Source organism: Hahella sp. NBU794 (assembly GCF_050749805.1).
GTDB lineage: Bacteria > Pseudomonadota > Gammaproteobacteria > Pseudomonadales > Oleiphilaceae > Hahella.
In genome coordinates, this window is the sequence record NZ_CP192738.1 from 5,531,107 (window position 1) to 5,557,171 (window position 26,065).

The 26,065-nt window shown below is 46.2% G+C and carries 27 protein-coding genes and 1 tRNA gene; 9 read left to right on the plus strand and 19 right to left on the minus strand.

The window, feature by feature from the left end; genetic code table 11:
- Window positions 1-140: 140 nt before the first annotated feature.
- From hisF to ACQYWX_RS24140, 5 genes are all read right to left on the minus strand, one after another.
- Complete coding sequence (gene hisF, locus ACQYWX_RS24120; RefSeq protein ID WP_216738610.1) at window positions 141-914, minus strand: imidazole glycerol phosphate synthase subunit HisF; 774 nt, start codon at window positions 912-914, stop codon at window positions 141-143.
- A gap of 62 nt (window positions 915-976) precedes the next feature.
- Complete coding sequence (gene hisA / locus ACQYWX_RS24125) at window positions 977-1,711, minus strand: 1-(5-phosphoribosyl)-5-[(5-phosphoribosylamino)methylideneamino]imidazole-4-carboxamide isomerase (protein WP_431686611.1); 735 nt, start codon at window positions 1,709-1,711, stop codon at window positions 977-979.
- A 55-nt stretch (window positions 1,712-1,766) separates the two neighbouring features.
- Window positions 1,767-2,411: an imidazole glycerol phosphate synthase subunit HisH gene (gene hisH / locus ACQYWX_RS24130; protein ID WP_216738611.1), complete on the minus strand. Its 645-nt coding sequence runs from the start codon at window positions 2,409-2,411 to the stop codon at window positions 1,767-1,769.
- A gap of 76 nt (window positions 2,412-2,487) precedes the next feature.
- On the minus strand, window positions 2,488-3,081 hold the full coding sequence (gene hisB, locus ACQYWX_RS24135) for an imidazoleglycerol-phosphate dehydratase HisB (protein WP_011395282.1): 594 nt from the start codon (window positions 3,079-3,081) through the stop codon (window positions 2,488-2,490).
- Window positions 3,082-3,196: 115 nt separating this feature from the next.
- Entirely contained in the window at window positions 3,197-3,661 is a 465-nt protein-coding gene (locus tag ACQYWX_RS24140) for an SRPBCC family protein (RefSeq protein ID WP_127973115.1), read from the minus strand.
- A gap of 269 nt (window positions 3,662-3,930) precedes the next feature.
- Between ACQYWX_RS24140 and mutY the strand changes: the two genes are divergently transcribed.
- The 3 genes from mutY (at window position 3,931) to ACQYWX_RS24155 (ending at window position 5,578) form a co-directional block, all read left to right on the plus strand.
- Window positions 3,931-5,100, plus strand: a complete 1,170-nt coding sequence (gene mutY / locus ACQYWX_RS24145) for an A/G-specific adenine glycosylase (RefSeq protein WP_431686612.1) — start codon at window positions 3,931-3,933, stop codon at window positions 5,098-5,100.
- Between the two features lie 75 nt (window positions 5,101-5,175).
- Window positions 5,176-5,445 (plus strand): oxidative damage protection protein, encoded by a 270-nt coding sequence (locus ACQYWX_RS24150; protein ID WP_011395279.1) that lies wholly within the window; start codon window positions 5,176-5,178, stop codon window positions 5,443-5,445.
- A gap of 57 nt (window positions 5,446-5,502) precedes the next feature.
- A tRNA-Phe gene (locus ACQYWX_RS24155) sits at window positions 5,503-5,578 on the plus strand.
- A 765-nt stretch (window positions 5,579-6,343) separates the two neighbouring features.
- On the opposite strand, the gene ACQYWX_RS24160 is transcribed toward ACQYWX_RS24155, so the two are convergent.
- Window positions 6,344-8,068, minus strand: coding sequence for a hypothetical protein (locus ACQYWX_RS24160; protein WP_431686613.1), 1,725 nt, complete (start codon window positions 8,066-8,068; stop codon window positions 6,344-6,346).
- A 986-nt stretch (window positions 8,069-9,054) separates the two neighbouring features.
- Between ACQYWX_RS24160 and ACQYWX_RS24165 the strand changes: the two genes are divergently transcribed.
- The 4 genes from ACQYWX_RS24165 to ACQYWX_RS24180 all read left to right on the plus strand — a co-directional run bounded on the left by ACQYWX_RS24165 (window position 9,055) and on the right by ACQYWX_RS24180 (window position 12,837).
- Window positions 9,055-9,741, plus strand: coding sequence for a hypothetical protein (locus ACQYWX_RS24165; protein ID WP_431686614.1), 687 nt, complete (start codon window positions 9,055-9,057; stop codon window positions 9,739-9,741).
- A gap of 203 nt (window positions 9,742-9,944) precedes the next feature.
- Window positions 9,945-11,024: a hypothetical protein gene (locus ACQYWX_RS24170; RefSeq protein WP_431686615.1), complete on the plus strand. Its 1,080-nt coding sequence runs from the start codon at window positions 9,945-9,947 to the stop codon at window positions 11,022-11,024.
- Between the two features lie 79 nt (window positions 11,025-11,103).
- On the plus strand, window positions 11,104-11,604 hold the full coding sequence (locus ACQYWX_RS24175; protein WP_431686616.1) for a hypothetical protein: 501 nt from the start codon (window positions 11,104-11,106) through the stop codon (window positions 11,602-11,604).
- 72 nt (window positions 11,605-11,676) lie between these two features.
- Window positions 11,677-12,837, plus strand: coding sequence for an HNH endonuclease (locus ACQYWX_RS24180; RefSeq protein ID WP_431686617.1), 1,161 nt, complete (start codon window positions 11,677-11,679; stop codon window positions 12,835-12,837).
- 110 nt (window positions 12,838-12,947) lie between these two features.
- Here ACQYWX_RS24180 and ACQYWX_RS24185 read toward each other — a convergent pair whose 3' ends face one another.
- From ACQYWX_RS24185 to ACQYWX_RS24215, 7 genes are all read right to left on the minus strand, one after another.
- Complete coding sequence (locus tag ACQYWX_RS24185) at window positions 12,948-13,631, minus strand: hypothetical protein (protein ID WP_431686618.1); 684 nt, start codon at window positions 13,629-13,631, stop codon at window positions 12,948-12,950.
- A 713-nt stretch (window positions 13,632-14,344) separates the two neighbouring features.
- The gene (locus ACQYWX_RS24190; RefSeq protein ID WP_431686619.1) at window positions 14,345-14,800 is read right to left on the minus strand and encodes a hypothetical protein; all 456 of its coding nucleotides are present in this window, start codon (window positions 14,798-14,800) and stop codon (window positions 14,345-14,347) included.
- 52 nt (window positions 14,801-14,852) lie between these two features.
- Entirely contained in the window at window positions 14,853-15,728 is an 876-nt protein-coding gene (locus tag ACQYWX_RS24195; protein ID WP_431686620.1) for a tetratricopeptide repeat protein, read from the minus strand.
- Window positions 15,729-15,817: 89 nt separating this feature from the next.
- Window positions 15,818-16,234 carry a hypothetical protein gene (locus ACQYWX_RS24200; protein ID WP_431686621.1) on the minus strand — a complete coding sequence of 139 codons (417 nt, stop codon included), beginning with the start codon at window positions 16,232-16,234 and terminating at the stop codon, window positions 15,818-15,820.
- 92 nt (window positions 16,235-16,326) lie between these two features.
- Complete coding sequence (locus tag ACQYWX_RS24205; protein WP_431686622.1) at window positions 16,327-16,707, minus strand: hypothetical protein; 381 nt, start codon at window positions 16,705-16,707, stop codon at window positions 16,327-16,329.
- A 163-nt stretch (window positions 16,708-16,870) separates the two neighbouring features.
- Window positions 16,871-17,038 carry a hypothetical protein gene (locus tag ACQYWX_RS24210; RefSeq protein ID WP_431686623.1) on the minus strand — a complete coding sequence of 56 codons (168 nt, stop codon included), beginning with the start codon at window positions 17,036-17,038 and terminating at the stop codon, window positions 16,871-16,873.
- Window positions 17,039-17,170: 132 nt separating this feature from the next.
- A complete protein-coding gene (locus ACQYWX_RS24215) occupies window positions 17,171-17,602 on the minus strand; it encodes a hypothetical protein (RefSeq protein ID WP_431686624.1) in 432 nt (143 codons plus the stop codon).
- A gap of 1,053 nt (window positions 17,603-18,655) precedes the next feature.
- Between ACQYWX_RS24215 and ACQYWX_RS24220 the strand changes: the two genes are divergently transcribed.
- Entirely contained in the window at window positions 18,656-19,207 is a 552-nt protein-coding gene (locus ACQYWX_RS24220) for a PEP-CTERM sorting domain-containing protein (protein WP_431686625.1), read from the plus strand.
- Window positions 19,208-19,570: 363 nt separating this feature from the next.
- On the opposite strand, the gene ACQYWX_RS24225 is transcribed toward ACQYWX_RS24220, so the two are convergent.
- Complete coding sequence (locus tag ACQYWX_RS24225) at window positions 19,571-20,590, minus strand: hypothetical protein (RefSeq protein WP_431686626.1); 1,020 nt, start codon at window positions 20,588-20,590, stop codon at window positions 19,571-19,573.
- A gap of 60 nt (window positions 20,591-20,650) precedes the next feature.
- Window positions 20,651-21,235 (minus strand): imm11 family protein, encoded by a 585-nt coding sequence (locus tag ACQYWX_RS24230; protein WP_431686627.1) that lies wholly within the window; start codon window positions 21,233-21,235, stop codon window positions 20,651-20,653.
- 647 nt (window positions 21,236-21,882) lie between these two features.
- On the opposite strand from ACQYWX_RS24230, the gene ACQYWX_RS24235 reads away from it, so the two are divergent.
- Window positions 21,883-22,938 carry a TolB family protein gene (locus ACQYWX_RS24235; RefSeq protein ID WP_431686628.1) on the plus strand — a complete coding sequence of 352 codons (1,056 nt, stop codon included), beginning with the start codon at window positions 21,883-21,885 and terminating at the stop codon, window positions 22,936-22,938.
- Between the two features lie 113 nt (window positions 22,939-23,051).
- On the opposite strand, the gene ACQYWX_RS24240 is transcribed toward ACQYWX_RS24235, so the two are convergent.
- The 4 genes from ACQYWX_RS24240 to ACQYWX_RS24255 form a co-directional block, all read right to left on the minus strand.
- Window positions 23,052-23,462, minus strand: a complete 411-nt coding sequence (locus tag ACQYWX_RS24240) for a DUF4279 domain-containing protein (RefSeq protein ID WP_431686629.1) — start codon at window positions 23,460-23,462, stop codon at window positions 23,052-23,054.
- A 205-nt stretch (window positions 23,463-23,667) separates the two neighbouring features.
- Window positions 23,668-24,306, minus strand: coding sequence for a thiopurine S-methyltransferase (gene tmpT, locus ACQYWX_RS24245; RefSeq protein WP_431686630.1), 639 nt, complete (start codon window positions 24,304-24,306; stop codon window positions 23,668-23,670).
- Window positions 24,307-24,482: 176 nt separating this feature from the next.
- A complete protein-coding gene (locus tag ACQYWX_RS24250; protein WP_431686631.1) occupies window positions 24,483-24,683 on the minus strand; it encodes a hypothetical protein in 201 nt (66 codons plus the stop codon).
- Window positions 24,684-24,877: 194 nt separating this feature from the next.
- Window positions 24,878-25,825, minus strand: a complete 948-nt coding sequence (locus ACQYWX_RS24255; RefSeq protein ID WP_431685803.1) for an IS5 family transposase — start codon at window positions 25,823-25,825, stop codon at window positions 24,878-24,880.
- Between the last annotated feature and the right edge of the window lie 240 nt (window positions 25,826-26,065).

The following is a 26,065-nucleotide window of genomic DNA, read 5'->3' on the forward strand; positions in this document are numbered from 1 at the left end:
AATGCCGAAGCAGGGCCTGTTCACACATCAACTTCAACAAGCCGGGAGCTGTTCCTAAAAAAAAAGTATATACCCGCTCTTCAAAGCGCGACACTTTACCTTTGCGGTTCAGTGGTCGCGCAGGAATACGTCAGCGAAAATCAGATGCGCACTTCAACGCCCTGCTTGGCCATAAACGCTTTGGCCTCAGGGATGCTGTATTCGCCGAAGTGGAAAATGCTGGCGGCCAACACGGCGTCTGCGCCGCCGTCTTTAACGCCATCGACCAGATGCTGCAGGTTACCTACGCCGCCGGAGGCGATCACAGGCACAGACACGGCGTCGCTCACCGCACGGGTCAGCGCCAGGTCAAAACCGTTTTTGGCACCGTCGCGATCCATGCTGGTCAACAGGATTTCTCCCGCGCCGAACTCCACCATTTTTCTGGCCCAGACAATCGCGTCCAACCCGGTTGGCTTGCGCCCGCCGTGGGTGAATATCTCCCAGCGCTCAGCTTCGCCGGGCGCGGAGACTTTCTTGGCGTCGATCGCCACGACAATGCACTGACTACCGAACTTGGCGGCCGCTTCACCGACAAATTCAGGAGTGAATACAGCGGCGGTATTAATGCTGACTTTATCCGCGCCGGCATTCAGCATGGTGCGGATATCCTCCAGCTTGCGAATGCCGCCGCCGACAGTCAGGGGGATAAACACTTGGCTGGCCATGCGCTCCACCGTATGCACAGTGGTGTCGCGGCCCTCATGGCTGGCGGTGATATCCAGGAAAGTGATTTCATCCGCGCCCTGCTCGTCGTAGCGCTTCGCCACTTCCACTGGGTCGCCTGCGTCGCGGATGTCCACAAATTGAACGCCTTTGACCACTCTTCCTTTATCTACGTCCAAGCAAGGAATAATGCGTTTCGCCAAGCCCATGTTGTTACCTATGTGTCTGTCTGATACTGGTGTTCGTGAGTTGTTTGGCCTTTCTATACCGATCAGGCGATGGAGTCGCAGTACGTTTGCGCTTCGCGCAGATCCAGCGCGCCTTCATAAATGGCACGCCCCGTGATCGCGCCAATAACGCCGCTGTCCGCCACTGTCGCCAGACGACGAATGTCGTCCATGTTGGTGACGCCGCCAGAAGCGATGACCGGCAAACCGGATTCCCGCGCCAGCGCCGCAGTAGCTTCCACGTTTACGCCCTGCATCATGCCGTCGCGGGCGATGTCCGTGTAAACGATGGAGGAAACGCCCGCGTCGCGGAACTGTTTCGCCAGATCCACAGCGCTTACGGAACTGACTTCCGCCCAACCTTCCGTCGCGACCATGCCGTCTTTGGCGTCAATGCCGACGATGACCGCGCCGGGGAAAGCGCGACAGGCTTCTTCGACGAAAGCCGGCTCTTTCACCGCTTTGGTGCCGATGATGACGTACTTCACGCCCGCATCCAGATACTGTTCGATGATGTCCAGTTCGCGAATGCCGCCGCCGATCTGAATGGGCAGATCCGGGTACGCTTTGGCGATGGCGGAGACAATTTCACCGTTCACCGGTTTGCCGGCGAAAGCGCCGTTCAGGTCCACCAGATGCAGTCTGCGAGCGCCTGCGTCGACCCATTGCGCGGCCATGGCCACGGGATCATCGGAGAATACGGTGGAGTCGTCCATGCGGCCCTGCTTCAGGCGCACGCACTTACCATCTTTCAAGTCTATCGCGGGGATTATAAGCATTGTGGTTCTCAGTCGTTCGGATGTCTGGCTGTAGGGAGTGTTGCAGCCGCCACGATCAAGGACGGCCGTTCCAACGGGTGAAGTTCTTCAGTAACTGCAGCCCGGCGTGCTGGCTTTTTTCCGGGTGGAATTGCGCGGCGAAGATATTGTCGCGCGCGATGGCGGCGGCGAAATCCACGCCATAACGGCAGGTTCCCGCCACGACTTCCGGGTGGTCGCCCGCCGCATAATAGGAATGCACAAAATAGAAGCGATCATTGTCGGCGATGCCATCCCACATGGGGTGATCAACGGTTTGTTTGACTTCGTTCCAGCCCATGTGCGGCACTTTCAGGCGTTGGCCATTTTCGGTCAAATCGTGGCCGAAAAATTTTACGTCGCCGGGAAAGACTTTAAGGCAGTCGACGCCGTTGTTTTCCTCACTGCGTTGCAGCAACACCTGCATGCCCACGCATACGCCCAGCATAGGGCGGCCGGAGGCGACTGCATCGAGGATAATCCTGTCGAAGCCAAGGCGCACGATTTCGCCCATGCAGTCACGCATTGCGCCCACGCCGGGCACCAGTACGCGATCCGCCTCAGCGATGATCTTCGGGTCGGCGGTCACAAGCACCTTCGCATCCGGCGCCACATGCTGTAACGCCTTCGACACCGAGTGCAGGTTACCCATTCCATAATCAATGACCGCGATCGTATTCATGCTTGGTATGACCGTTCCTGTTTTATTCGCTAAACGTAAAAAAGGCCGCTTTCATAGACAGCCCCTGGTTACGGAGTTACAGCGCGCCCTTGGTGGACGGCATAATGCCGGCCATGCGAGGGTCCAGCTCCAGCGCCATGCGCAGTGCGCGACCGAAAGCTTTAAACACTGTTTCAATCTGGTGGTGAGAATTGCGTCCACGCAGGTTATCGATATGCAGGGTTACCTGAGCGTGATTCACAAAGCCTTGGAAGAATTCGTAGAACAGATCGACATCGAACTGGCCAATCATGGAGCGGGTGAACTCGACATGCATTTCCAGGCCGGGTCGGCCGGAGAAGTCAATCACTACGCGGGACAGGGCTTCGTCCAGAGGCACATAGGAGTGACCATAACGACGAATGCCTTTTTTATCGCCAAGGGCTTTGGCGACGGCTTGCCCTAAAGTGATGCCGATGTCTTCCACGGTGTGGTGGGCGTCGATATGCAGATCGCCTTTGGCGACGATATCCATATCAATCAGGCCATGTCTGGCGACCTGATCCAGCATATGGTCGAGAAACGGCACGCCGGTTTCGAAACGGGCCTGACCGCTGCCGTCGAGGTTAATCTTGCAGGTGATTTGGGTTTCCAGCGTATTGCGGGTGACTTCCGCCTTGCGCTCCGCCATGCGTTACTCCAGCCAATGCAGAAAACGCGCATTATAGCGTGTAATCTCCGCTTAGCCTACAGCGCCGGGGACCGTCGCGGATAATCCGTCCGGTCCCAGCGCATCCGCGCAGGTATCAGGAGGCGAATTCTTTTTGCAGGTTGTCCATATAGACGTCGACCAAGGAGTTGAACTCGTGTTTAACCACGGGGCTGATGGCCAGTTTCAGCAGGCTTGGCAGAGGCAAAGTCAGTGAGCCTTTGGTCTGGAAGCGCGCTTCCACGCGACCGCCTTTGTCCACCACGGTCCAAGAACCCTGCACTTCGCTGTTCCCTTCTCCTTTTATAGGCGCCCAGGTGATGCTGCCGCGTTCTTTATCTGCACTGTACTGGCAGGCGTAAACAGTCTGGATAGCATGCTTGTCAACGCCGATCTTCTTCATTTCCCAGCGATAGGCGTTATCGCCCAGGTCCACCAACTGCTCCACTTTCGGAAAGTGGGATACGGAAGCCGGCACGTCGGCCAGCAAATCGAACACCCTGTCGTAACTGGCGGATGTTTCGAAGGTTCGGCTGATTTCAATTGTGATGTTTACAGACACAAGCTATCTCCTTAAGACTGCACACTTTATTATCGGCGGGTTTTCATTGGTGTGGTTTATCAGGCGTAATCCTGTACACTCCGCGAAGTACTGTTCTATATATACGGATACGTCTTTATATACGGACACGTCTTTTATATACGGACGCGCAATCTAAGCGGCCGCTGCAACAGCGGGCGGGACGCGCTATCCGCCGGAGTACGCCCGACAAATCGATCCTTCAGGGCCCATAGTTTGCTACGCTAATTGCCACAAGTCTATCTACTTACATGAACAATCCGTCGAATCCCCAAAAAAAACAGCCTGTTACTCTATCCCATGATTCCGCTGGCGAGCAGGACGCCGCCACGGCGACAAACAGCTTCGCTGCGCGCCTGCTGACATGGTTTGACCAATATGGCCGCCATGACCTGCCCTGGCAAGATCCACGCACGCCTTATCACGTGTGGATATCGGAGATCATGTTGCAGCAAACCCAGGTCAGCACAGTGATTCCCTACTTCATCAAATTCATGGAGAGCTTTCCCACTGTCGCGGCGTTAGCAGAGGCGGATCAGGATACGGTGCTGTCTCACTGGGCCGGTCTGGGGTATTACGCCCGGGCGCGCAACTTACATAAAGCCGCCAAGACTATAGTGGAGAAATTCAACGGAGAGTTTCCCAACACGCTGGAAACAATTCAGGAATTACCTGGCATCGGGCGCTCCACCGCCGGCGCGATCCTGTCCATGGGCTTTGGCATCCGGGCGCCGATTCTGGACGGCAACGTCAAACGTGTACTCTGTCGTCATGACGCCGTAGAAGGCTGGCCGGGGAAACGGGAAATTGAAGTCCGCCTGTGGGAGTTAGCGGACGCTTACACACCTGTCGAGCGAGTCACCGATTACACTCAGGCGATCATGGATCTGGGAGCCACCCTTTGCACCCGCAGCAAACCTGCCTGTAGTCGATGCCCCATGGAGGACACTTGCCAAGGGTTGGCGCAGGACATGACGGACCAGTTGCCAACGCCCAAAGCCGGCAAGAAGATCCCCACTCATGAACGCTTTGTCCTGGTGCTGCAAAATGAGGACGGACACATTCTATTGGAGCGCAGGCCGCCGACAGGCATTTGGGGTGGACTCTGGTCTCTGCCGGAAAGCGATAAGAATATGGACCTGCCGGACGCCCTGCAAAGTTGGAAAGAGCAGAAGCACCTACAGTTGAATCAATATGAGCTGGCTTCTCCGTTCCGCCACACCTTTTCTCACTATCATCTGATACTGAAGCCCATCATCGCTTCTACAGCCGATCTTGAGCGGCGGGAGGACGCTGCGTCCATCGTCGGCGAATCCGACAGCCAGTGGTTCGATCCGGAGCAGGAATTACCCGGCCTGCCCGCCCCTATAGAGAAGTGGCTCAGCCAGAAGTCGCTGGACAGGCAAAAGCGCCTGCTCTGACAGCTTTGTTATAATCGAACCCTAATCACGCTCAGATAATTGAAACTACACGAAACCCAATAAAGGATAAGCAACATGGCGCGAATGGTATTCTGCAAAAAGTATCAGCAAGAACTCGAAGGCCTCGCCCTGCCCCCCATGCCGGGCGCCCGCGGCAAGGAACTGTTCGAGACTGTTTCCAAGAAAGCGTGGCAGGAATGGCTGCAACACCAGACCATGCTCATCAACGAGAAGCGTTTAAACCTGATGGACCCGGACGCTCGCACCTACCTCACCGAGCAGATGGAGAAGTTCCTCAACAACGAAAATTTCGACGCTGCGGAAGGCTTTGTTCCTAAAGACTAAAAAATTAAAAAAATATGCTTGACCTTTTTTCTCCCAGAGGTTTAAATACGCGCCGTCGCCCAGATAGCTCAGTCGGTAGAGCAGGGGATTGAAAATCCCCGTGTCGGTGGTTCGATTCCGCCTCTGGGCACCACCAAATTCCTAAGAAAAACAGGAACTTACGAGAAATCGAAGTTCCTGTTTTTTTTTGCCTAGCGCCAAAGTGTCAACGCAATTTCACCGTCGACACTCAAAAGCGCCCAATCACCCCCATGTCTCATTTGTTACGCACAATTACCTACCCTCCTCTATTTAGGCTGTATAACAACCTAATAGACGCACTCATTCAGCCAACCGAAAGACTGCCTATCCATCTCCGGGAACTGGCATGGTGTGACCCCGAATAATCAATTCGTATAGGGATTTCATCCGTAGTACATACAGTCGCTGCAGATCAGCGCGCCCATTTCTTCCTGGCTCATCTTCTGCGTGAGATGGCTGGACTATAGTTATGGAGTTGCCCTCCATGCGGGGGGCCTGGATTGAAACGGAATGCCGCGCAGCTGACCAGGGCGGCTCGGAGTAGCCCTCCGTGTGAGGGCGTGTATTGAAACTTAAGGGTTCGACCCAGGGTTCCCGGAGTCAAAGTCCGGTAGACGATCTATTTTTTATGGATTTTCTAGATTTATTTTCTTTTAAAAACAATTAGATGTATGTTTTTGATGGAGTTGGAACTGTTCAAAAAATGTAAGTGTGTCCACAAAGCGTCCACGCAGGTTACCAAAGTGGGTATCTAATCAGACTGTGGAACAAAAAACCGATATAGCTGGATAGGGGCAGTGTAGCTACTAACTACCAGTGTGCACTTAATGCTGTGTTAACAGGTCACAGCATTACGGAGTCCGAATTGAATGCCTTGCTATGCATCTTCAATGTTTACACCGAACCTCTTAACTCGTCTCTTATTAATTTCGCTCTCAGCAGCAATTCTTTGTAATGCTTTTGTAGCCCTATTAGCAATCTCTTTTTGTTGATCACTAGCATTCCCGAATTGTCCAAATTTTAAACAGGTCGTCACAAAGGATAAGAGGGGGCGGCCAGTCTGAGTTTTAAATAGTTTGTAATAGTCGTCGACCGATGTATTTACTAGCACCACTTCGTCGCTTTGATTCCAGCTATTTGTAGCAGCTATGCTTTCCAAAACTTGTTTCGTTTTTTTGGCACTAAAATAATTAGTGTATACATCATTAAACTTATCTACTATCTCCTGATCTGTTATATCACCAAAGAAGTTATTTTCTTCCATGTTAAATAATTCGATTTCATCATTTCTTTTTTGGATATATATATCGATTATTTCGGATGCCTTATCCTGTTCCCCCAAATCCCTAAATAGTGAAACAGTGCCGTTTAAGTTCATGGGTGTAATGTATTTGCAGTTTTCCTTAAAGCTTTCATAAAGCCCTTCTATAACTTCACCGCTATTATCATGAAAAGAGTCGCCATAGAGCCTCCATGCGTTCGAGAAAGAGCTTTCGGACTTCGAAGCTATTATTTGCTGGTTCTTTGCAGATGCTTTTTCTTTGAAATTCTCTTCGGCGCAGTAACCGGTCTTTACTGTTTCTACCAGTACCATATCTAGCTCATCAGTAAGCTGATAATTATATGCTTGAAGTATGGTTTGCCACTTCTTATGCTTCTCACAGACTTCCTTGCTCCCTATACCTAGCAATGTGTAGCCATTACTAGTTATAAAATCTAAATCTGGTACTTCATCACTCGCTTTTGAACTGAAATAGCTCCATGCAAATAAAACGATCGAATATAAGACTTGATCTGATATTTCTGATTCGTATCCATTCGTTAAAGGGAGGCATAAATTAATTAAGCGCTCGATTTTTTTTAGAATACGGATATTTCTAATTCCAAGGTTTGTTGTTAACTCTCTAAGTCTGGAATAATATGGTGCCTCTTCAGAATAAGCAATCGCCGCACATTCATCTGGATTAGGTTCAAATGCGATCTCAATATCTACTACCTTTTCACGGTATTTCTTATAATCATCAAGCCCATCTTCTCCATCATTTAATAAAATTACCACCTGGCATTTTCTTTGTTCTTTTAGTAAAGAAACAAGCCCGAGAACATCTTTAATCGATAGCTCTTTCCCCTTTCTCTCCAAGTCGTCAATACAGATTAAGTGTTTTTCGAGAGATAAAAAAGAAAACGACTCTATCGCTGGAGAAAAATCTTTTAGAAGTGAAGCGCCTTTTACGAGCCTCACAGTCTTGCGTCCTAAAGATGCGAGTAAATCAGCTGAATTCTTCTTGAAAGTATCTACATTAGCTTCTTTGCCAATTAATATTTTATCAATAACATTTTCAAAGATGGAGTATTTAAATACATCTACAGAATTAATACCAAACATCGAAATGTAGGAGTATTTTCTTAAACCTATTCTATTTTCATTTTTTGCTTTGAGTAAATACTTATTCCAAGCAAAAGTTTTTCCAACGCCCCATTCTCCTTTTATCGCCATAACCCCTGGCTCTTCTGAGGCTAGAAATTTGTCTATTTGATTTTTAATGACATCTAACGTCATATCCCTGACCTCTAATTTGCATAACACTTGTATATCGCGCATGCGCATTTTTCCATTTCAACACTTTAAAAATAGTCTATCCAGCCCACTGATTCCAGTGCACAAATACAGGATTTTATTCACGAAAACTGCGTGAGCCTCTTGTCACCCTAGTGGTGCCCCTACATTCCACTGTCAGTCGGAGAGGGATTTAAATAGCTAGCTCTATCCCTAGGGCTGGAAAAATCGGACGGAGACAGTTCTCCTCTGGACCACTTAAAGCTGGCTCGCTGTTACAGTTCTGTTCCAAAGTATGCAATAGATGAAGTATCGATCCTCCCAATAACTGCCGCCTCTTGGGACTCTGGGCCTATCTCCAGTTTCATCAATCTGGCATTTGCTTAATTCGCGCAGGCGTGGGGAGGAGTGAGTTTTCGTTCCACAACAGCTTACGGACTGTAGCGAGACCACAACATGGTTTTTGGGAGGATGAAAATTTGAAGCCTGTAAAGTTATAGAAGGGCGCAGCACATACTCGAAAGCAGACGCCGGGGAGAAGCGCTACTTTTTAGTCAATATCAAATAACGATAGACCGCTTTCGGCCAAAAGCGGGCATTAAGAGTTTTTGCTCCGATCCAGGATTTTCCTGCTTACCGACTACTTGATCAGGCTTTCCTTTCATCATTTTCAACGCGAGGCCAAATACTGGTTATAATTACAATATATTTCCGATTCATCAAGAATTGTGCTCGCTTTGCCGATACCACTGGCAGGGTTTGTCATCTTGTTCTATAAGAAAAGTTAAGGTACTCAATAAGCTGGATACCGATCCATTCAAATATCGGGACCAAGTGGGCAAGACAGATGCGCATGCTCGTTTTTCGGCGAGCCACAAGAGCCGATTGTAGAGATTTTTCAATGGAATCAGGGAACTGGAGGAAGCATCTTCAGAAACTAATATTGGAAAAACGCGCATGCGCGTTATACAAATGTTATAGGGCGAAGATGGTCAGCGATTGCATTCTTTTCAAATGTGTGGGATTGGGTAATGTTTAATATAGAGGTACTAGATCAATTCTATAATGAGCTATCTAAATCAAATGGAATGTCCGTGGCCGAATTTCGGCAAAAGTATTCAATGCTTCTTACAGAGAGTCGAACCGATCGTGATGCGAAAGACTATAGGCTTGGGAAAGATCCATGGAAGAAGCTTAGAGATGAAGTGGCACCTGTATTTCGTTTTTTAAAATATAGTCAAATCAATCCAAGTAGAATACGTTTCCCGCTTGACAATAACACTCCTGATTGCTGGCTATTAGATGTTGATGGCGAAGATCGCGGGGTTGAAGTAACAATAGAAAGAGGGCGCGAACGTTATCACTTGGCCAAGGAGTTGAATGAGGCTGGTGAGGGGCGTGGTTTTATCGGAGTGCAAGACGATGCCTCCCAAGAGGAATTTGATACTCAAATGTCCAGCCCTCAATCTACTTATTCCACAGAGCAGGCACTAGATGCCATGAAATCAGGTGTCATCAGCTGTCTTAAAAAGAAAAAAAACGTCAGATATTCCAAAGTATTCTATTTGTTGATTCAGGCTGATTTGTCTGTTATTCCAAATCAACGTTGGAGCACTATAGAAAATGATCTGTGGCAAGTTGCATGTGATCTTCCTTTCAAAGAAATTCACGTAATTGGCAACGCTGATGGTGAACTATATGGTTTCCAAATTAAATAAGCATATTTTGGGTAATGTTAGTTTTCTATTGCATTTTTGTTTAGGCGGTCTGCCCTATAAAAATCACAAGCAAGGGAGCAAACTACGCTCAGCCCATTTGCGATTTGCTACGCAAACTTTACCGCAAATAGGCTCCATTCCGTTTTGCCCCTGTTGTGGGCGTTAGGTGATAGAAATAACTGAACACCGAAGGAAATGAATCAATGGAAGACTTTGAAAAATCCATAGAAGACGAGAATTACTACATTTGGAAGTCAGAGAGACAGCAACGGTTAAGAGTAGCAATGGCTATTGTTCCGGCAATAATCGGTACCGCTGCAATATTCTATATTAACTTGGTTCCAGATTATGCCGAACCAGTCTTTCCCTTTAGCCGATCAATGATGAGTTTGCTTGCTCCAGTCTCGTTGCTGATATCTGGCATGGTTGTGTTGATGATCTATTTACAAACGGGTTTCAAAAAAAGGCCGGAATCAAATATTGATTATATAAAATATGAAAGTGAACTAAGAAACCTTAGAAACAAAATGGAGCATAGTGTTTCTATTAGCTCATCTGATTTAGAGGAAGTTCAGTCTGAACTGAGCGCGCTTAAGGAACAGATTAGCAATCGAGAATCTTTAAATGAGGTGATTTCGTCAGAACACAGAGAGGAATTGGTATCACTGTTAAAAGAAGAGATCCTAAAGGAATCAAAATCGGAAGCGTCAAGCCAAGTCCTTAAAGATCTTGAGGCGAAAGTTAAAATTATTAATCAACTAAAAGAAGTTGAAGTTGTATTTTCTAGAACTTTAGAAAGATTGTATTCCGAGATTGGCGCGCTGAGCCGAAGGGGGAATCTCAATCTAACTCTTGGCATTCTCACAACGATAATTGGTCTAGTAGTACTTGGGTATTTTGTTCTTAAAATTGATTCAATACCAGAAGATAAAATGGCCTTTATTGCTCATTTTACACCCAGATTATCACTGGTTATATTGATTGAAGTTTTTGCCTATTTCTTCTTAAAGCTATATAAATCAAGCCTTGCGGAGATAAAGTATTTCCAAAACGAAATGACTAATTCAGAAGCAAAATTGGCGGCCATCAAGTGCTCAATTATGACTTCTGACTCCGCTGCAACATCCAATGTAATTCAAACGCTTGCGACAACAGAGCGAAACGCGGTATTGGAAAAAGGGCAAACTACTGCCGAGATTGAGAGGGCAAAGATTGAGCAGCAAAATATTTCAACAATTTCCGATAAGGTGTCAAATTTTCTCTCATTAAAAAAGAGCGCCTAACAAAGTTGCTGCACTCAGAAAATTTACTCACTTCGCTCCAAATTTTCCGGTGAGCAAAGCGTTAAGACGAGATAGAGATATGAAAAATAGTTACGAGCAGGTTGTCGTAGTTTGTTCTACAGTCAGTGCGTGCTTTTCCTGCGTGTCATGGATGGCTGTGGTAAAGCCGAAGCTGGATGAGCTGCAGCTTTATTTACCCTACGAATATGGCGCAATAGCTATTTCATGCCTGACCAGTAGCCTATTGGCAATTCGCAAGTTCGATGATTTCTTTCAAAATAAGAAAATGCGACACGATGACGTAACTGTATCCGATTTTGGCTATGGTCCAGGCAGCATTCTCACGGAGGCAGAACGCAAAGATATTAATAAGCGGATTGCTCATTTCACAACCGCAATGGATGACGCAGGAAACGAGTGTTGGGCTATTGATGATCTGCTATTCAGATTGTCCACGCCACTGCGCGATTTTTTGACTTTTTTAGCGGAGCAGTGCGGCGATGAAGACAAAGGCGAGTATTTTGAGATCTCTGAAACCATAAAGTATTTGGATTCGAGTCTAGAACTTCTGAAGTCTTAAACCGATTGTCCGCCGCTTCGCGGCTCCAAACAGGCGCGTGAGCCGGCCGTTATTTGAAAAGGTGGTTCGACCATGAAGCTAACGTGTATTTACTGTAAGACAGAACAATTTGACCAAGGAAAAGGTTCTGAAGAACACGTTGTATTGTCTAGTCTCGGTGGCCGCAAATCTTCGAGATCTATCTGTTGTCAGAAATGCAATATAGAACTTGGTAAGGAAATCGATAAGCCTTTAGCTGAAGGCTTGAGAATTATTTCTACATTTTACGGTATCATCACGGGTCGTGGAAAAGAAGCTGCAACCCTTAAGAGCTATGGCACACATAATGGGAGAAACTTTGACCTCCTTCCAGGAGGACGGGTTGAGCTATCTCGCGTAAAGATAGATAGACAAATAGATGAGGAAAAAGGGGTTGTTAATATTTCAGTTAGAGCACGAAATGTAGATGAGGTTAACAAGCTACTAAAGCAACAATTGAAAAGCTTAGGAAAAGGGATAGAAGATATTCAAATTGGTGAAATTACAGAAAGCGTAGAGTACCCTAAATCGATTTCTGTAAGTATTGATTTGGGATTGGTTTCTCAGCATCGATCTATAGCTAAAACCGCACTAACATATATTGCCACGATGATATCGCCTGAAAGACTACGAAGTGGATGCTTTTCAAATATAATAGAATACATAATCGGTAGTGAGGAAGCCTCGAATTCAATCTCCATGACGCAGATAAATTTCCCTCCTTTGCCAAATATTTCTGATGCACAGCACAGAGTTATAATATCCGCATCAGAAGATAAAAAAATGGCAATTGGCTTAGTGGAACTTTTTGGGGGATTGAAATTTATGGTAGCTTTAACTGATTGCTGGGAGGGGCCAAACCTACAGAAAGGATATGCAGTAAATCCATTGAATGGTGACCAAGTTGAGTACGAAGATACTGTAAACTTGAATGATGAACATTGGAGCGAGAAAGCATCAGGTTTTGATGGAGGTATATACCTGGAAATGGTGAGAAAGGTATTCGGAGCTGCATTCAACCACCACGTTAAGTTAGAACATGAACGGATAATCTCGGAGGTAACTGAGGAGTTTTTTAAAGAATTCGGGGGCGAAGATTTTACGGATGAGTTAAAGATGAAGCTGTCATCAAGAATTGCAAAAGCGATAGCAAATTCGGTTTACAAAATTAACGAATATAGAATAATTCCACCAGACCATTTTAAAATCATATAACAAGAGCAATGTCCGCTTCGGTTCGGAAGTAGTCTTTTACCATTCAACACAGTCTAAAAAGATAGCGCACGCACGAATATCTGCTTTGTGTGATCGGCTAATATTTCAGCCTATGGCATTACTCCTGTAATCAGACTTTTCAAAGCGCCCGCGCGGCTCGCCTGGCTGCTATGGCTCCCGCTGCTTGATGGCGTCCCGCTTCCCCCTCCACCATGAGTATGGCTCGCCGTCGTAGCCGCCAACTCCTGCACCACCCCGATCAGATCCGCTATCACCTGCAACACGTCTACGCCACCGCCGCCTATCGCGATGGCCGGCGCTTGGATGGTCACGGCGGCGCTGGCTTTTAGTTCGATGATTTGCGCCTGGATCTGTCTGGCCGCGCTGGCGATGTCGGTATGGCTTCCCTGAACGTTTATGGTTTTGTTGGCGCTGGTTTGCGTGTCGTTGCCGTTGATCGTTGCGGAGCGCGAACCGCCCACGGTGGCGCTGTCGTCGCCTTGGATCGACGCTTTCCGATCTCGCGCGACGGCCTGGTTAAGATCGGCGGCAGTGGTTAGGTTCAGGTTATCCGCCGCCGAGAGGTTCGCATGGCCGCCGCTCAGCAACTTTAACGCACCTAAGGCTTCTACCGTCTTCACGCCGCCGACATGCTCCGCGCTATGTTCGCTGACCTCGATCTGGCTGTCCTGGTAATGCTCCTGGTTGTCCAGGGCGTCCACGCGCCGGCGGGCGCTATTGTCGGTGGGGTAGGCCGTCACCTTTTTATCCTCACGAAACAACGACGCTACCACTGGCACTCCAGAGCATGCTGTTGTTGCAGATCAGCGTAGCCACTTTTTCTCGGAGATGGCTGGATAGGGACGATGTAGCCAACATTTGTTGAGTCCACCTACGTGCACTTAACGCCTCTGTAGCAGGCATTTTTTGTGCAGCGGAGTTTTGCAGTAAAGTGGCGCTAAGCAAAAAATGTCCTGTTGACAGACTTTTTAGGCTTTTGACTTTATGTACTCATTTACAAAACCTGAAAGCACGATCTTTTTTGCTTTTGTGAGATACCTCGAAACTAAATCAAATGGGTTAACTTCAAAGCTTGTACAAGAACCAACTTTCTCAGTAGAGATTTGTGATGGCGTTATTTTATACACCCAACCATCTTGTCCAGCCCGACCACCACTACTGAGTGGTCGTTAGTGTGCTTCAGTATCCAGAGTAGGTTTGATTAATATATTCGTCCCAAAACACATCCAAATAGAATTTCGCTTTTTAAATATATTCGCCAACTTGAAGATTAATTAAATACTCTTCAACCGCAGGCATGTACGACTGTGTATCGTAGATCATTGATACAGGATAAGTTCCTTCTAGACCTGATAGGGAATTAACTAGACTCTGCCAAACTCTCTCATTCGTCATGCGATAACTTTTGACGCCTAGCACCGACGATACGGACAAGAGTGGAATTCCAGCCCCGAAGGGGCTAACGTGTTTGTGATTGTTATAGCCTTTACTTGCATGAAAATACCACACTAAGCTGAACTGAAGTAGGATTTACAATATTTCTATTTGCTGGATGAACTATTGATAAATGGACAATAGAACCGTTGACATCAATGAACAGGAATTGCCCAGATTTAGTCAGAGTATTCGCATCAGGATGCTTTATTCCATAGATACTACTGCTGTCTTGATACGCAATGTCATAGGTTGAGTATTGCGTTTCAAATTCAGTATTTCCCCCAGAGCGAGAATATTCCTTCAATTCTACTTTCTCCTTTGAAACACGAAGATCAAGTAACCAGTCGGAATCCCCCTTCTCGGAAACAGCTGATAGTTTTGCAACCTGATCATTAAAGGTTACAACGTTAGTACTTCCTCCAAGTGATTCACACTCTTTTAACTCAAGCGCCGACACACATCGAGCGGTCAGTAAAAATAAATATATAAAGTGTAATTTTTTCATCGATTATTTTGGCCACCCCCTGCATCTTCTTGTTAAACGCGAGCACATGATTTTAATTTTTTTCAGGTATAGCCTGAAGCACACCTTCAATAACTTTACTTAAGGGCGCTGTAAAAACTCCAGCCTTACCGGAACTGTATGCCTCAAACCACATTCCATAACCTTCACCAAAATGATCATCCTCACGCTCCCAATCTTGTTTCACATCCAATTTCGATGTCACGCAATCCAGTAAAGCATTAGCATCATAAGGAAGATGAGATATAAATATCAAACTACCATCTGGAGCTTGGACTCCTGAAACTGAAATATGCACTATCACTCTTCCACCATCACTAGGCTCAATCAACTTGATCCATATTGTAGAAGAATCATCGCAATCTCGGGTTTTGTATTTCCAAACTTGACCTTCCTCCAGCGGCGATGCCAGATGCTGTTTTCCTTTTGGCTTACCGAGATGACTCCAGTCTATGTATGGAGATTTATCAGGCCAATGATGAAGCAAATACTGAGCACAAGCGGAGGATAAATTCTTTGCACCTGTTTCTTCATAACACTTCACCAAGTAAACGAATGCGAGTGGACTATTAGGCTCTGCCACCGCAGATTGTTCAAAGAAAGGAATTGCCTCTGAGAATTTAAGCTCTTCGACAAGGCCTATGGCATAGTTGTCAAGCGCTTCTATATGCGTTGGCAAATATTCAAATGCTTGTTGATAGTGCTTACGAGAAATTGAAATCTCCCCAGCTCTATCCGCGGATATTGCGCGTCGGTATGATGCCTGGGCTTTAGAGATTAGCTCACCTAACTCATCCTCTGTCATTGCTTGAAATTGGCTACGATCAAGATTCACTTTATTTGAAAGTTGGTTCCAAAATTCGTTTGGATCACCAGGCTTTGACTTTCTAAACTTATCAAAAAACTTCATATAGATTTTTCCTAAAAACCCATCTTTCTAGACTACGGTTGTAGATACGTTTAACAGCACCCTCATGATAGCCTGATTACAATTAACCATCACATACCAGTGAAATAAGAAAGCGCCTGATTTAACTGTTCCGCTGACATTAAACTACCCGACTGATCATCGATAGCTACGCCATTATATTTAGTTATTAGAATTACTGCTGTAGTAAATGCTGATTGAACCTCAATAGGATTCACGCCGAAACGAAGTTGATAAACAGTACCTCCACTAAATTTGAGAGGTACTACTTTTTTGAATGGTTCGGATAATTCTGAGACAGGAAACGAGTAAACTTCCACGCCAGCCTCCTGGCCATTCAGTTTCGCCGGAAGAAAGCCTGAACGCTCATTTAAAAATGTGTTTTGAGCGTATTCAATATTATACCCACTCTCCTTCGCGAATTGGTTTAACTCATTCGTATTTGGTTCTACTCCAAGAGCCAGAACCACAAGTAAATTCATTGACATGAATAGCTCCTTTTAGAGAAGATATTTAAATTTATTACGGTGTGCTCTAGAACAAGCCTGAACAAAGCGTAGGTTTATTTCTAGGCCAGTTTTTATGCATTAATCCAGCATTTCTCCACATTCTCAATAAGCCGCCTTGCGTTTTCTTCGTTCCAGTAACGACCTTCCAGTTGCTTTTCTAGTCGCAGTATCATTGAAGGAGAATAAATAAGTTTAACACGCCAGTTAGCTAGGTATTTACTGTCTACGACAGTGCGAATAAACTTTCCTGATCTCTTACAAATACCTAAAACCTCGTACTTTCCCCAGCCTGGATCCCAGGCGCATGGTAATAGGTACACCTTTGTTCCCGGCGAAAATAGCGTTGTGCCTTTTATTACACCCTTTCCTCCAGGTCCGTAAGGAGTTTCTTTCCTTACATTCGCCATGACAGACCACAAAGGAGGATGAATTGGAGTTACATTATCATTCATGCTCTAAACATAAAGCCTTTAGGTGTGACTGGTACTGCGAGAGTGGGGCTTTGGTTTGAAATTTCGTGGCCATACCAAAATGGAGCGCAGAAGTAAAAGTCACTACGGTAAACTTCTTAAATCCATTAAGGTTTGTAATTTGAGTTACTTTTGTATTCACCCGTTAAATCTCCGTGCTCATCAATCTTCCACGCCCCTTTGATCCCTTCTGGCGGCACATCAACATCAGGGTCATATTTCGGATCGGTTTCGTATATCCATCCATTGGGATGTTTTTTTCTTCTTCTATCATTGCTTGTGGAAAATTTGGTTTTTCGTTCTGCTTATCCAAAACGCCCTCCATATCTTTTCCCAATAAAATATTTATTTAATGTTTTTGGATTTGAATATAACGCCTGCAGCAGGAGTATATTTTTCGTGCAGGGGAAGATGAACGAAAAATGGCTCGATCTGCCTGCACTTGTTAACCTATCAAACTTAGTAATGAAGAAGCAGCCCAGGCTCCCAAAACTATCAATATAAAAAAACTACCCAGCTTAAAGGTCATTTCTCCCCACTTAGAACTTAATTCCTTTTCCTCTATAAATCTCGCGACCACTCTTGTCGTTCCCTCTGGTATATCAAGTGCTTCCGATATAGAGCGAGGCTCGTTTGTGACACTTCTCCTCTTTGCAGAATGCGTTTCTGTAAGCCCAAGGAAGTTATTTTCTGCGTCAGAATAAGATAGCTCACAATCAAATGAAGAATACTTAGACTTTTCATCAATTCTTATTCGAGCTTGAAAGTGTGGTATTGATTGAGGCCCTACATGCGGATTAGAAGAACAAACGATATCACGAATAACATATTCCACCACTTCAAGACTTTGGATATCGCCACCTATTTCTACTTTCACAATACGAACCCATTTAAGTTAACATTTGTATATCACGTATGCGCGTTTTTCCACTCCAACTATTTGAAGATAGTTCCTCAAACCCACTGATTCCAGAGTAAAGGTACTGAAAAGTCAAACCATCTCATTTACGAAATACCGTGCGTCCGCACATACACTTTACTTAGGGGGCTCGTTATCACAACAAGCAAGAACTCAAGTTATTGAATAGAAGCACTTTTCAGGACAACATCATTGGAAAAACTGGCCATTCGGTACGACAAAACGAGCGAGCATCTTGACTGCAAGCGCAAGTCCCCCCTACGAGAGGCGACTTTTTCTCTCACTTACAATTCAAAACGCCTCAAAAATTTTCAATAGACGAATTTCAGCCTGCCCGTCCAGCATGAGGGCTGCCCTGTTTTCCGACTTTCCCTACACTAAGTTTTTTGCAAAACCCGCAGGAGTGAATTTTCGTTCCACAACAGCTTGCGGACTGTAGCAAGACGACAGCATGGCTTTTGGGTGGATGAAAATTTGGGGGCTGTACAGTTAGAGAAGGGCACAGTACTTGCTCGAAAGCAGACGTCAGAGAGAAGTGCTACCTTTTTATTTAACATTAAATGGCAATAGATCGCTTTCGGCCATAAGCGGATATTAATAGTTTTTTACTCTGACCTAAGATTTTCCTGCCTACCAACCCCCCAGGAACGGGCACTCCTTTCATCACATTCAATGCGAGGCTTAATACTGGTTGAAATTGCAGCATATCTCTGGATTCTCTAGAAGCATGCTCATTTTACCGATACCACTGCCTCGATTTGTCATCTTGTTCTATTAGAAAAATTTAGGAATTCAATAATCTAGATACAGGCCCATTTAAATAACGGGACCAAGTAGGTAAGATATATGCGCATGCTCGTTTTTCCAGTGAGCCACAAGAGCCGATTTCAATGAGCTTCCAATGAAATCATGGAACTGGCGGAAGTATCTTTAAAAACCAAAATTGAGAAACGCGCATGCGCGTTATACAAATATTAGATTTTTCAAGTAGTAACAAAATGGAGTTATAAAATGAAAGTAGTAAAAAGCACATTTTCTGTATTATTAGTTTTATTATCAACGTCAGCATACAGCCTGACCATCAATGAAAATGATGCAATCAATATAAATGGTAGTGAATCAATGGTTTACACACATGACCAATCTACCCTGACTGCAATGCCAGATTCTGATATTAGCTGGCTTTATGCGTATGACGACTCCACCATAAATATAAATGGTGGAGAAACTAGCTGGCTCTTTGGTTATCATAATTCAACTATCAATATCTCGGCTGGCGATATTTCTTGGCTTAAAGTTTTTAATAACAGTGAAACCAACATCACCTATCTTGATAATCTAAGCTGGCTTGAGGTTTATAACGATGCGGTAGTAAATATTTATGGCTCTAACTTTTCGTATTCCAACAGTCATCTTTCAGGCAACTGGGCAAATGGAAATTCATTTTCTTTTTGGGCTTTAGGTAATATAGATAACATCGTTCTGCATGCTGTTCCTGAGCCATCGACTTTTGCTTTGCTTGTCTTGGGGATGGGGTTATTGGTCCGAAATAGAAAAATCTAACAAGTGCAGCTTGCCGGACTTGGGTAAACTGTCACCTTTTCGCGCTGCGCGGCAAAAAGCCGCCAGTTTGCTCAAGCCGCAACTGCAGGCGTTAACGGTACAAAATCGGATTCAACCAATAATTGCAACAGGAACAATGGCCGCTTTGGGTCGGCGGCGGCCAGGTTCAGGTTATCCGCCGCTGACAGGTTGGTGCACACTGCGCCAAATTGCGGCTACATGAAAATGATCTTCATTGACTGCTTGGAAAGTGGAGAGTCTTCGAAGGGATTAGTTTGCTCAGCTTAGCTGCTGAGTACAGAGGAACTGAAAACACCCAAGCGTTAACCCAAAGGTGTTTTCAGTATTGATTCGGTAGCTGGTTTAACTCTTTTTACCTTGGCTAGAGTGTTTAGCCTCCATCTCAGCAGCCTGCTCCATTAACTTAAGCATTTCTTCTTCGGTTGTGGCTGCGTTCATTTTATTGTGGAGTTTATCTTGCTCGGATTTAGGAACTTGCTGGTCTGAGTAACTAAGCCTGCGTAGCTCAGCCAGGTTCTTGCAATATTCCTCCCACTCCGCGTCTTGCTCTGGTGTCGTCCACTTCAAAGGACTGAGAGTTTTAGAGATTTTTGCGCTGGAGTGAGTGCACTTAATTTGCTCCAACTCATTAAGCGCGGAAGGCGATAGCTCGATCTTAACGCTGGATATGATGTTTTCTACAAGCTCGTAGAGCGGTTTAGGCGACACCATTGCGTCTTTCTTCGAGAGCTCTCCCGGCTCATATTGCAAAAGATGAAAATATATAAAGACGCAGACTTCATGATCAACCGGGAAAGCATATATAACCTTTCGGTCATCGCCACTGGTCACCGGCGTCACTTCAAATGTCACAGCATGTATTGGATGGCGACTATCTGGTTTCCAGTTAACCGGCGCATCAAATTTACTGCGTCCATTCGAAACCAAGTGGCCATATTCAGTAGTTAAAGCATCCGTTATGAACTGCTGGAAATGGTCAGGCCTTAATAGCGAAAAGTCTTTGCTTGACGGGGTAATTCTCTGAACCGAGACTGTGGCGTCCACTTGGGCGGCATAGCCGGTAAACGCCTGCCCTCGAAAAGCCCAGCAACGCCGCAGAGGAACTATATATCTTAGTTCTTTATAGCAGGCCTCCTCACCAATTTTTCTACGGTCAGCTTCGTATAGATTACTGTCAAATAAGTTATATTCGCTAGAAGGAGAAATATATTCTTCATAGAAGCCATCAGGAAGATGGCGGTTCATTAAAAAGCTGACTTTAGTTCCTGACAAGGAAATCTGAATAGCTTCAGCCTTTGAAAAATCTGGTCCTATTGGGATACAAGGACGCTTTTTTCGGAGCTTAAGTGTAAGCAAACTCATGGCTTATGACCTTTCTGGGATGAGCTTCACTACTATTAAAAAAACCGCTCAGGCGTGAGGCTACAACAAATTAACATTCGCTTGCCAAGGACGCCGCAAATCCGAATAGAACAAAAGCCCTTTTAAGCCCGCCTTTTCAATCGCATCCTTCACTTCCTGCGTACAGTATGCAACATAAAAGCGGTCAAACTTCGCTCTAAATATTGATACATTTTGTAGTTTTCCCTCGTGGAAGCCAATGCTCATTACATCACCGTATTCGTCCTGCTCACACTGAGTTTCGTCAAGCGCTTCAAGATCTTCAGCCAGACGTAGTGTGTTAAACATAAAGCCCTTACTTCCGTCGTAAACAACGGGCAAAAATTCGCCATCCTGGTCAATGATGTCCTTTAAAACATCGTATGCTTTTTCTGACAAAAACAGACGTCCCTGATGCTCTGATATATCAGGGATTAGCAGCCCCTTCTTGTCACTACCGAAATATATGCCAATTGGATTTTTCCAGATGTCTTTATAGGATCTAGGAGATCTATTCGCGTCGAAGCGGGTATCTTTGCTATCGCCAAACTCGCTAATAATTTGCTTATAGTCAGAACCGACATACTGGTATTTTTTCTGATCAGCATAAATTGCATATAGAGTCATCGTTTATCCCTTCAGACTTAAATTTTGACGGTTACTGGCGGCAAATGCCCCCGCTCAAGCCGAAGCCTGATCATTTTCAAAATTTTGATCAGGTCGCTGATACTATTGATATCAGTAAAGTTAATCAGCCCACCGAGCCAATTGTAGTATGCATGAGTGTGGACCCGGCTATGGGGTATAGCGTTTGCGTATGAGAGGGATAGCGATGTTAGCACTCAAGGAATGCACAGCCCCAACAGCCATAAACCCTAAATCAGTCGCCATCACATATGTATCAGGGCCAGCTTGGTCTGACTGAGCTCAACCTCCCCCTACAGGGTTACCCCTAGATGGATATCAAGTCATTTTAAGAAATAATGCGTTAGAGATGACGATGATCTCGTTAGAGCGTTTGGAAGGCGACGATAGTCATATCCGCGGTGTTCTCGCCTTGTTTTCCGCTGACGCTCGTGTAGTTGGCTTGATCTCTAACTTCTTCAATACCGCGATGATGGTAGTCGCTAAAGATTTAATAGCGCCGCTCGGAACAGCCCAGTCTCAAAATGTTAAGAGAAGCATGTCGGAAGCAAGGCATTCTGTTTTTTCGTATTTGCGACAGTGGGTGCTGATGACTGAGCGGTGGCTGAATATTGGAAGGATATGTGGATATGTCAGAGAACCCTATAGTTACCAAAACCCGATCCTTATACAGGATTTTTATACTCTGCAGCCTGGCGTTTTTGAATGCCGCTTGTGGCGGCGGTGGAGGCTCATCAAAAGGCGGAAGCTCTTCCAGCGATGGCGACGGTTCGCCAGGGGGCTCGACGGGGCTTGAAGGCACGCTCATTTTTGAGAAAGTAGTCAATAAAATTCATCAGTACAATCTGGCGACTAACGAAGCAAAGGAAGTGTTGGAGCTGGATGGCGTAATAGGCGTTGATGAGTCACAAAACCTGATATTTGTGGAAGATGATTTCCAAGTTGAGGGAGACGGAGTCAATTTTCGGGTAACCACTCATACCATGGATCGTAATGGCAATGTCATTTCATCATTCGTCAAGCCAGGTAGTTTTACGCTCGACGTTGATCCCAAAGTCTCTCCAGATGGCAGCGTTATCGCGATGTATTACGAACCGGAAAACCTGGGTATACCTGCGCTGGTTTTAGTGAACAGAAATGGCGACACGCTCCGCTATTATGAGGATCAACATTCCCATATCAGAGCCTTTGACTGGTCACCTAGCGGCGTATTGTATATTGCCGAGGACGACTCGATTTATAAGGTTGATTTCCAGGTTGGGCCAGGAAAGCAGTTGGTGAGAAAGTTTAATAATAGCCATGTCTGGGACACCCTATCGATCAGTCCCAATGGAATGCAGGTGGCTTTCAGTATGAGCCAAACATCAATGACGCGGGGCAGCGGTTATTTCGATTTATATGTCATGAATGTTGATGGAACCAATCTTCGAGTTATGGTGAATAACGAAGAACACGATATCCATGGAGCCGCTTGGTCACCTGATGGTAAGCATTTAGCGATTACTCGGGGAATCGATGTTCATGATGCAATCCAGCCCTGCCGCGGCGCGCTCTACATCATCAAGGCAACGGCGGCTAATCTGACTCTGGATGAGAACAGTCCTGACGTGATCTCTTTGGTCGATACGCTTGGTGATAGATTCTGTTCAAATCCCGCGTCCGTGCCGATATGGGCGGATTGGTGATTCTTGGAGGTGCTTTTGCCAATAGGGCTGACGTTTGAATGAGTCAGCCCTGAGTCTTTCTCTGGTTGTCGAAGCATCTAATTTAGGCATCTCAAAAACACTTCACTCCCACATCAGTCCGGGCCATAAATATCAAAATCCAAACTGATTCCTCTGGAGCCCAATAGACGCAACGTATGCGGTGATATTAAAAGGCCCTCATTGTCGACATTCATAAACAAGCCGCAAAACAAATCCATTGAATATCGTTCCGAAAGCACTTTCCACACATCGGGATCAGAGGTTAGTTGATCGAAAATTTCCTGCACCTGATCGTCAATATTCCCAGGCTCTCTACTTATAGCGCGTATACGCCACAGGCCGGTGCTAGCGGTTCTTTTATGTCCAGTTTTCTTGGCGATAATAACGTCACCTTTCGTCTGACCATGTGTGGGCTCACACCCCAAAATATTCGTAATTTCCTCCGGTATTAGATCATCACCGAAGACTCTAAATGAGACGACTGAACGCGAAAGATGCGCCATTTTCAATTCCTGATTATTAGGTCCGTTTACTAAATGGCGCCACTCTACCTCAATTAATTCTGCAATTTAATTCATCACCAAAAACTGAGGGGGGTTAAGGAAAATAATGACAAGGATACGAATCTATTATTAGTGACGAGATTGAGGTGCAAACTGAGCAGCTAGCGCCAGGAAATCCCGGCGTGTCACTGCCTTCATAAGCCGCTTACTTACTCTTCAACAACCAAACCGTCTCCGTCACTTCAGTCAACTCTCTCAAGCCTCCTTCCACCCCAACCGTCGCAAGCGCGGTTAACGCATAGTTTTCGGCATAGTGGTGTTTGACCTCTTGGGCGCTAATTGAAAATGGAGGGCCTTCCATTTGGTTTTGATCGTACTGATAGCAGAGCATGAGTTGGGGGGCGTTATTGGTGAGCGCCATAAGGTGTTTGGCGTAGCGATCCCGCATTGGCTTTGGTAGCGCCACCAGGGCTGCGCGATCGTAGATGCCGTCGACATGCCCCAGTGCTTCAGCGGTAAGTTCGAAGAAGTCGCCGACGATGATATCCAGGTTCTCTACGCTGTAGCGTTTGCCAGCGGCGATTTCTGATATTGCAGGCGTCACGCCCAGTTCCTCGAAGAGCTGCTCGATGGCCATTTCGCTCAGCTCACATCCGACCACGGGATGGCCCTTTGATAGCAGCCAGGCAATATCCAGGGTTTTGCCGCACAGCGGCACAAAAACACGACTACCCTCGTCTAAATCAAGCCTGTCAAAGTGAGCGACCAACAGTGGATTAGCTTCGCTTTGGTGGAAGGGTGTATTGTTTTCCGCCCATCTCTCATGCCAGAAATTTGCATCCATAATGATTCCTCTTGTAGCCGATAAAAGAACATCGCGCCGATATCCAGCAAGACTACGCGTTGCTCCTTCGAATGTGTGGGGACAGCATACAAGCTCAAGTCAACTTGAGGTCAAGCACAAATGCCAGACAGAAAAACTATGGATGCGTCTGTGCAGCCAGCCCATCTCCTCCCTGATCACACCATTTTCCATCGACGATCAAACTCGAACCAATCAAAAGGATGCACGTATCGCCCACGCCAATCGATTGATGGCAATAAATTAGCCTCTGGAGGACACTTAACAAAGGCGAAAGTATGCACAGCTCTGACTTCGCCCCTCGCTCTCTCGTCATCATATCTATCCAGTTCACGAATATCGTCGTAAATGCCGTGCATATTCTTAACCGCCTGGAACGAATCCCAGGTGTGGAACTGCACCTCAAACTGAAACTTATTTGAAACAGCTCTAGGGAACCTCTGAATAACCCATAGTTATCCCAATATCCCTCTCCATTGTGCATTTGGCCCAACCATATACTGCTTTTTCCAACAACTTTCGCCCCTTTCAGGACGGAAGTGGGCCTATCGCCCTATATCCGCAGCTCTTTCCACACCGTAAGAAGATTGCTGAAGGCCGCCAGTAGATATAATCGATTCCTGTTCTTCGCCAGGCCTCGATAGCGGACTTTGCCATAACCAAACACCTGCTTAATGTAGCGGAATGGATGCTCCACTTTGGCTCGGATGCTCGCTTTCAGCATCTCCATTCTCTGATGCTCTTTGCTCAGTGTGCGGCGCACGCCTGGACGTCTCGCGATAAACCAGGCGACACCCGCCCGCTTCTGGTGTTCCTCCCGCTTATGAATGCCTTGGTAACCGGCATCGCCGAACACGACGCTTTCTTCTCCATGCAGCAATTTGCCCGCAACTGTGATGTCATGGACATTCGCTCCCGTCGCTTCAAGGCTGTGAATCAGTCCCCGGGCGCTGTCTACGCCAATGTGCATTTTCATACCAAAGCGCCACTCATTGCCTTTCTTGGTCTGGCGCATCTCCGGGTCGCGTTGGCCGCTCTGGTTTTTAGTGGAGCTCGGGGCGGAAATAATCGTCGCGTCCACAATGCTGCCTTCCCGCATCATCAGCCCTTGCTTCTGTAGTTGTTTGTTCACTTCCTTGAAAAGCGTCTTGCCTAAACCGTGACGCTCCAGCAGGTGACGAAAATGGAGGATCGTGCTTTCATCCGGCAATCGGTCTGACAGGCGCAGACCAGCAAAGCGACGCATGGACTCAATCTCATACAGCGCATCTTCCATCGCGGGATCGCTGAGGTTATAGAACAGTTGCATGCAGTGAACGCGAAGCATGGCGGATAACGGATACGGCGGCCGGCCATTCTCACCCTTGGGATAATGACGGGCGACCTTCTTCTCCAACCGTTCCCAGGGAATCAGCTTATCCATCCGCTCCAGAAAGATTTCCCGGCGGGTCTTACGCTTTTTATTCTGGTATTCGGCTTCGGAGAAAGTCATCTGATCCATGAAAAGTGTTCCTGCTGAGTTGGACTGCCGTATTATGACTGATTCTGGGAGTTATTCAGAGGTTCCTTAAGTAATGCTTAAGAGGTTCGTGTTTTTTACGTAGAAATTTTTCCGTTTGAGACTGGCAGCCACTTCATTCGAAACCGTCAGCAGGGAGGGCTTTATGTTATCGCTGAACAGAGGCGTCAGCGGGGTTCAGGCTGCACAGCCTTTCCTTCCTCTCCCGTAAAACTGATCCAT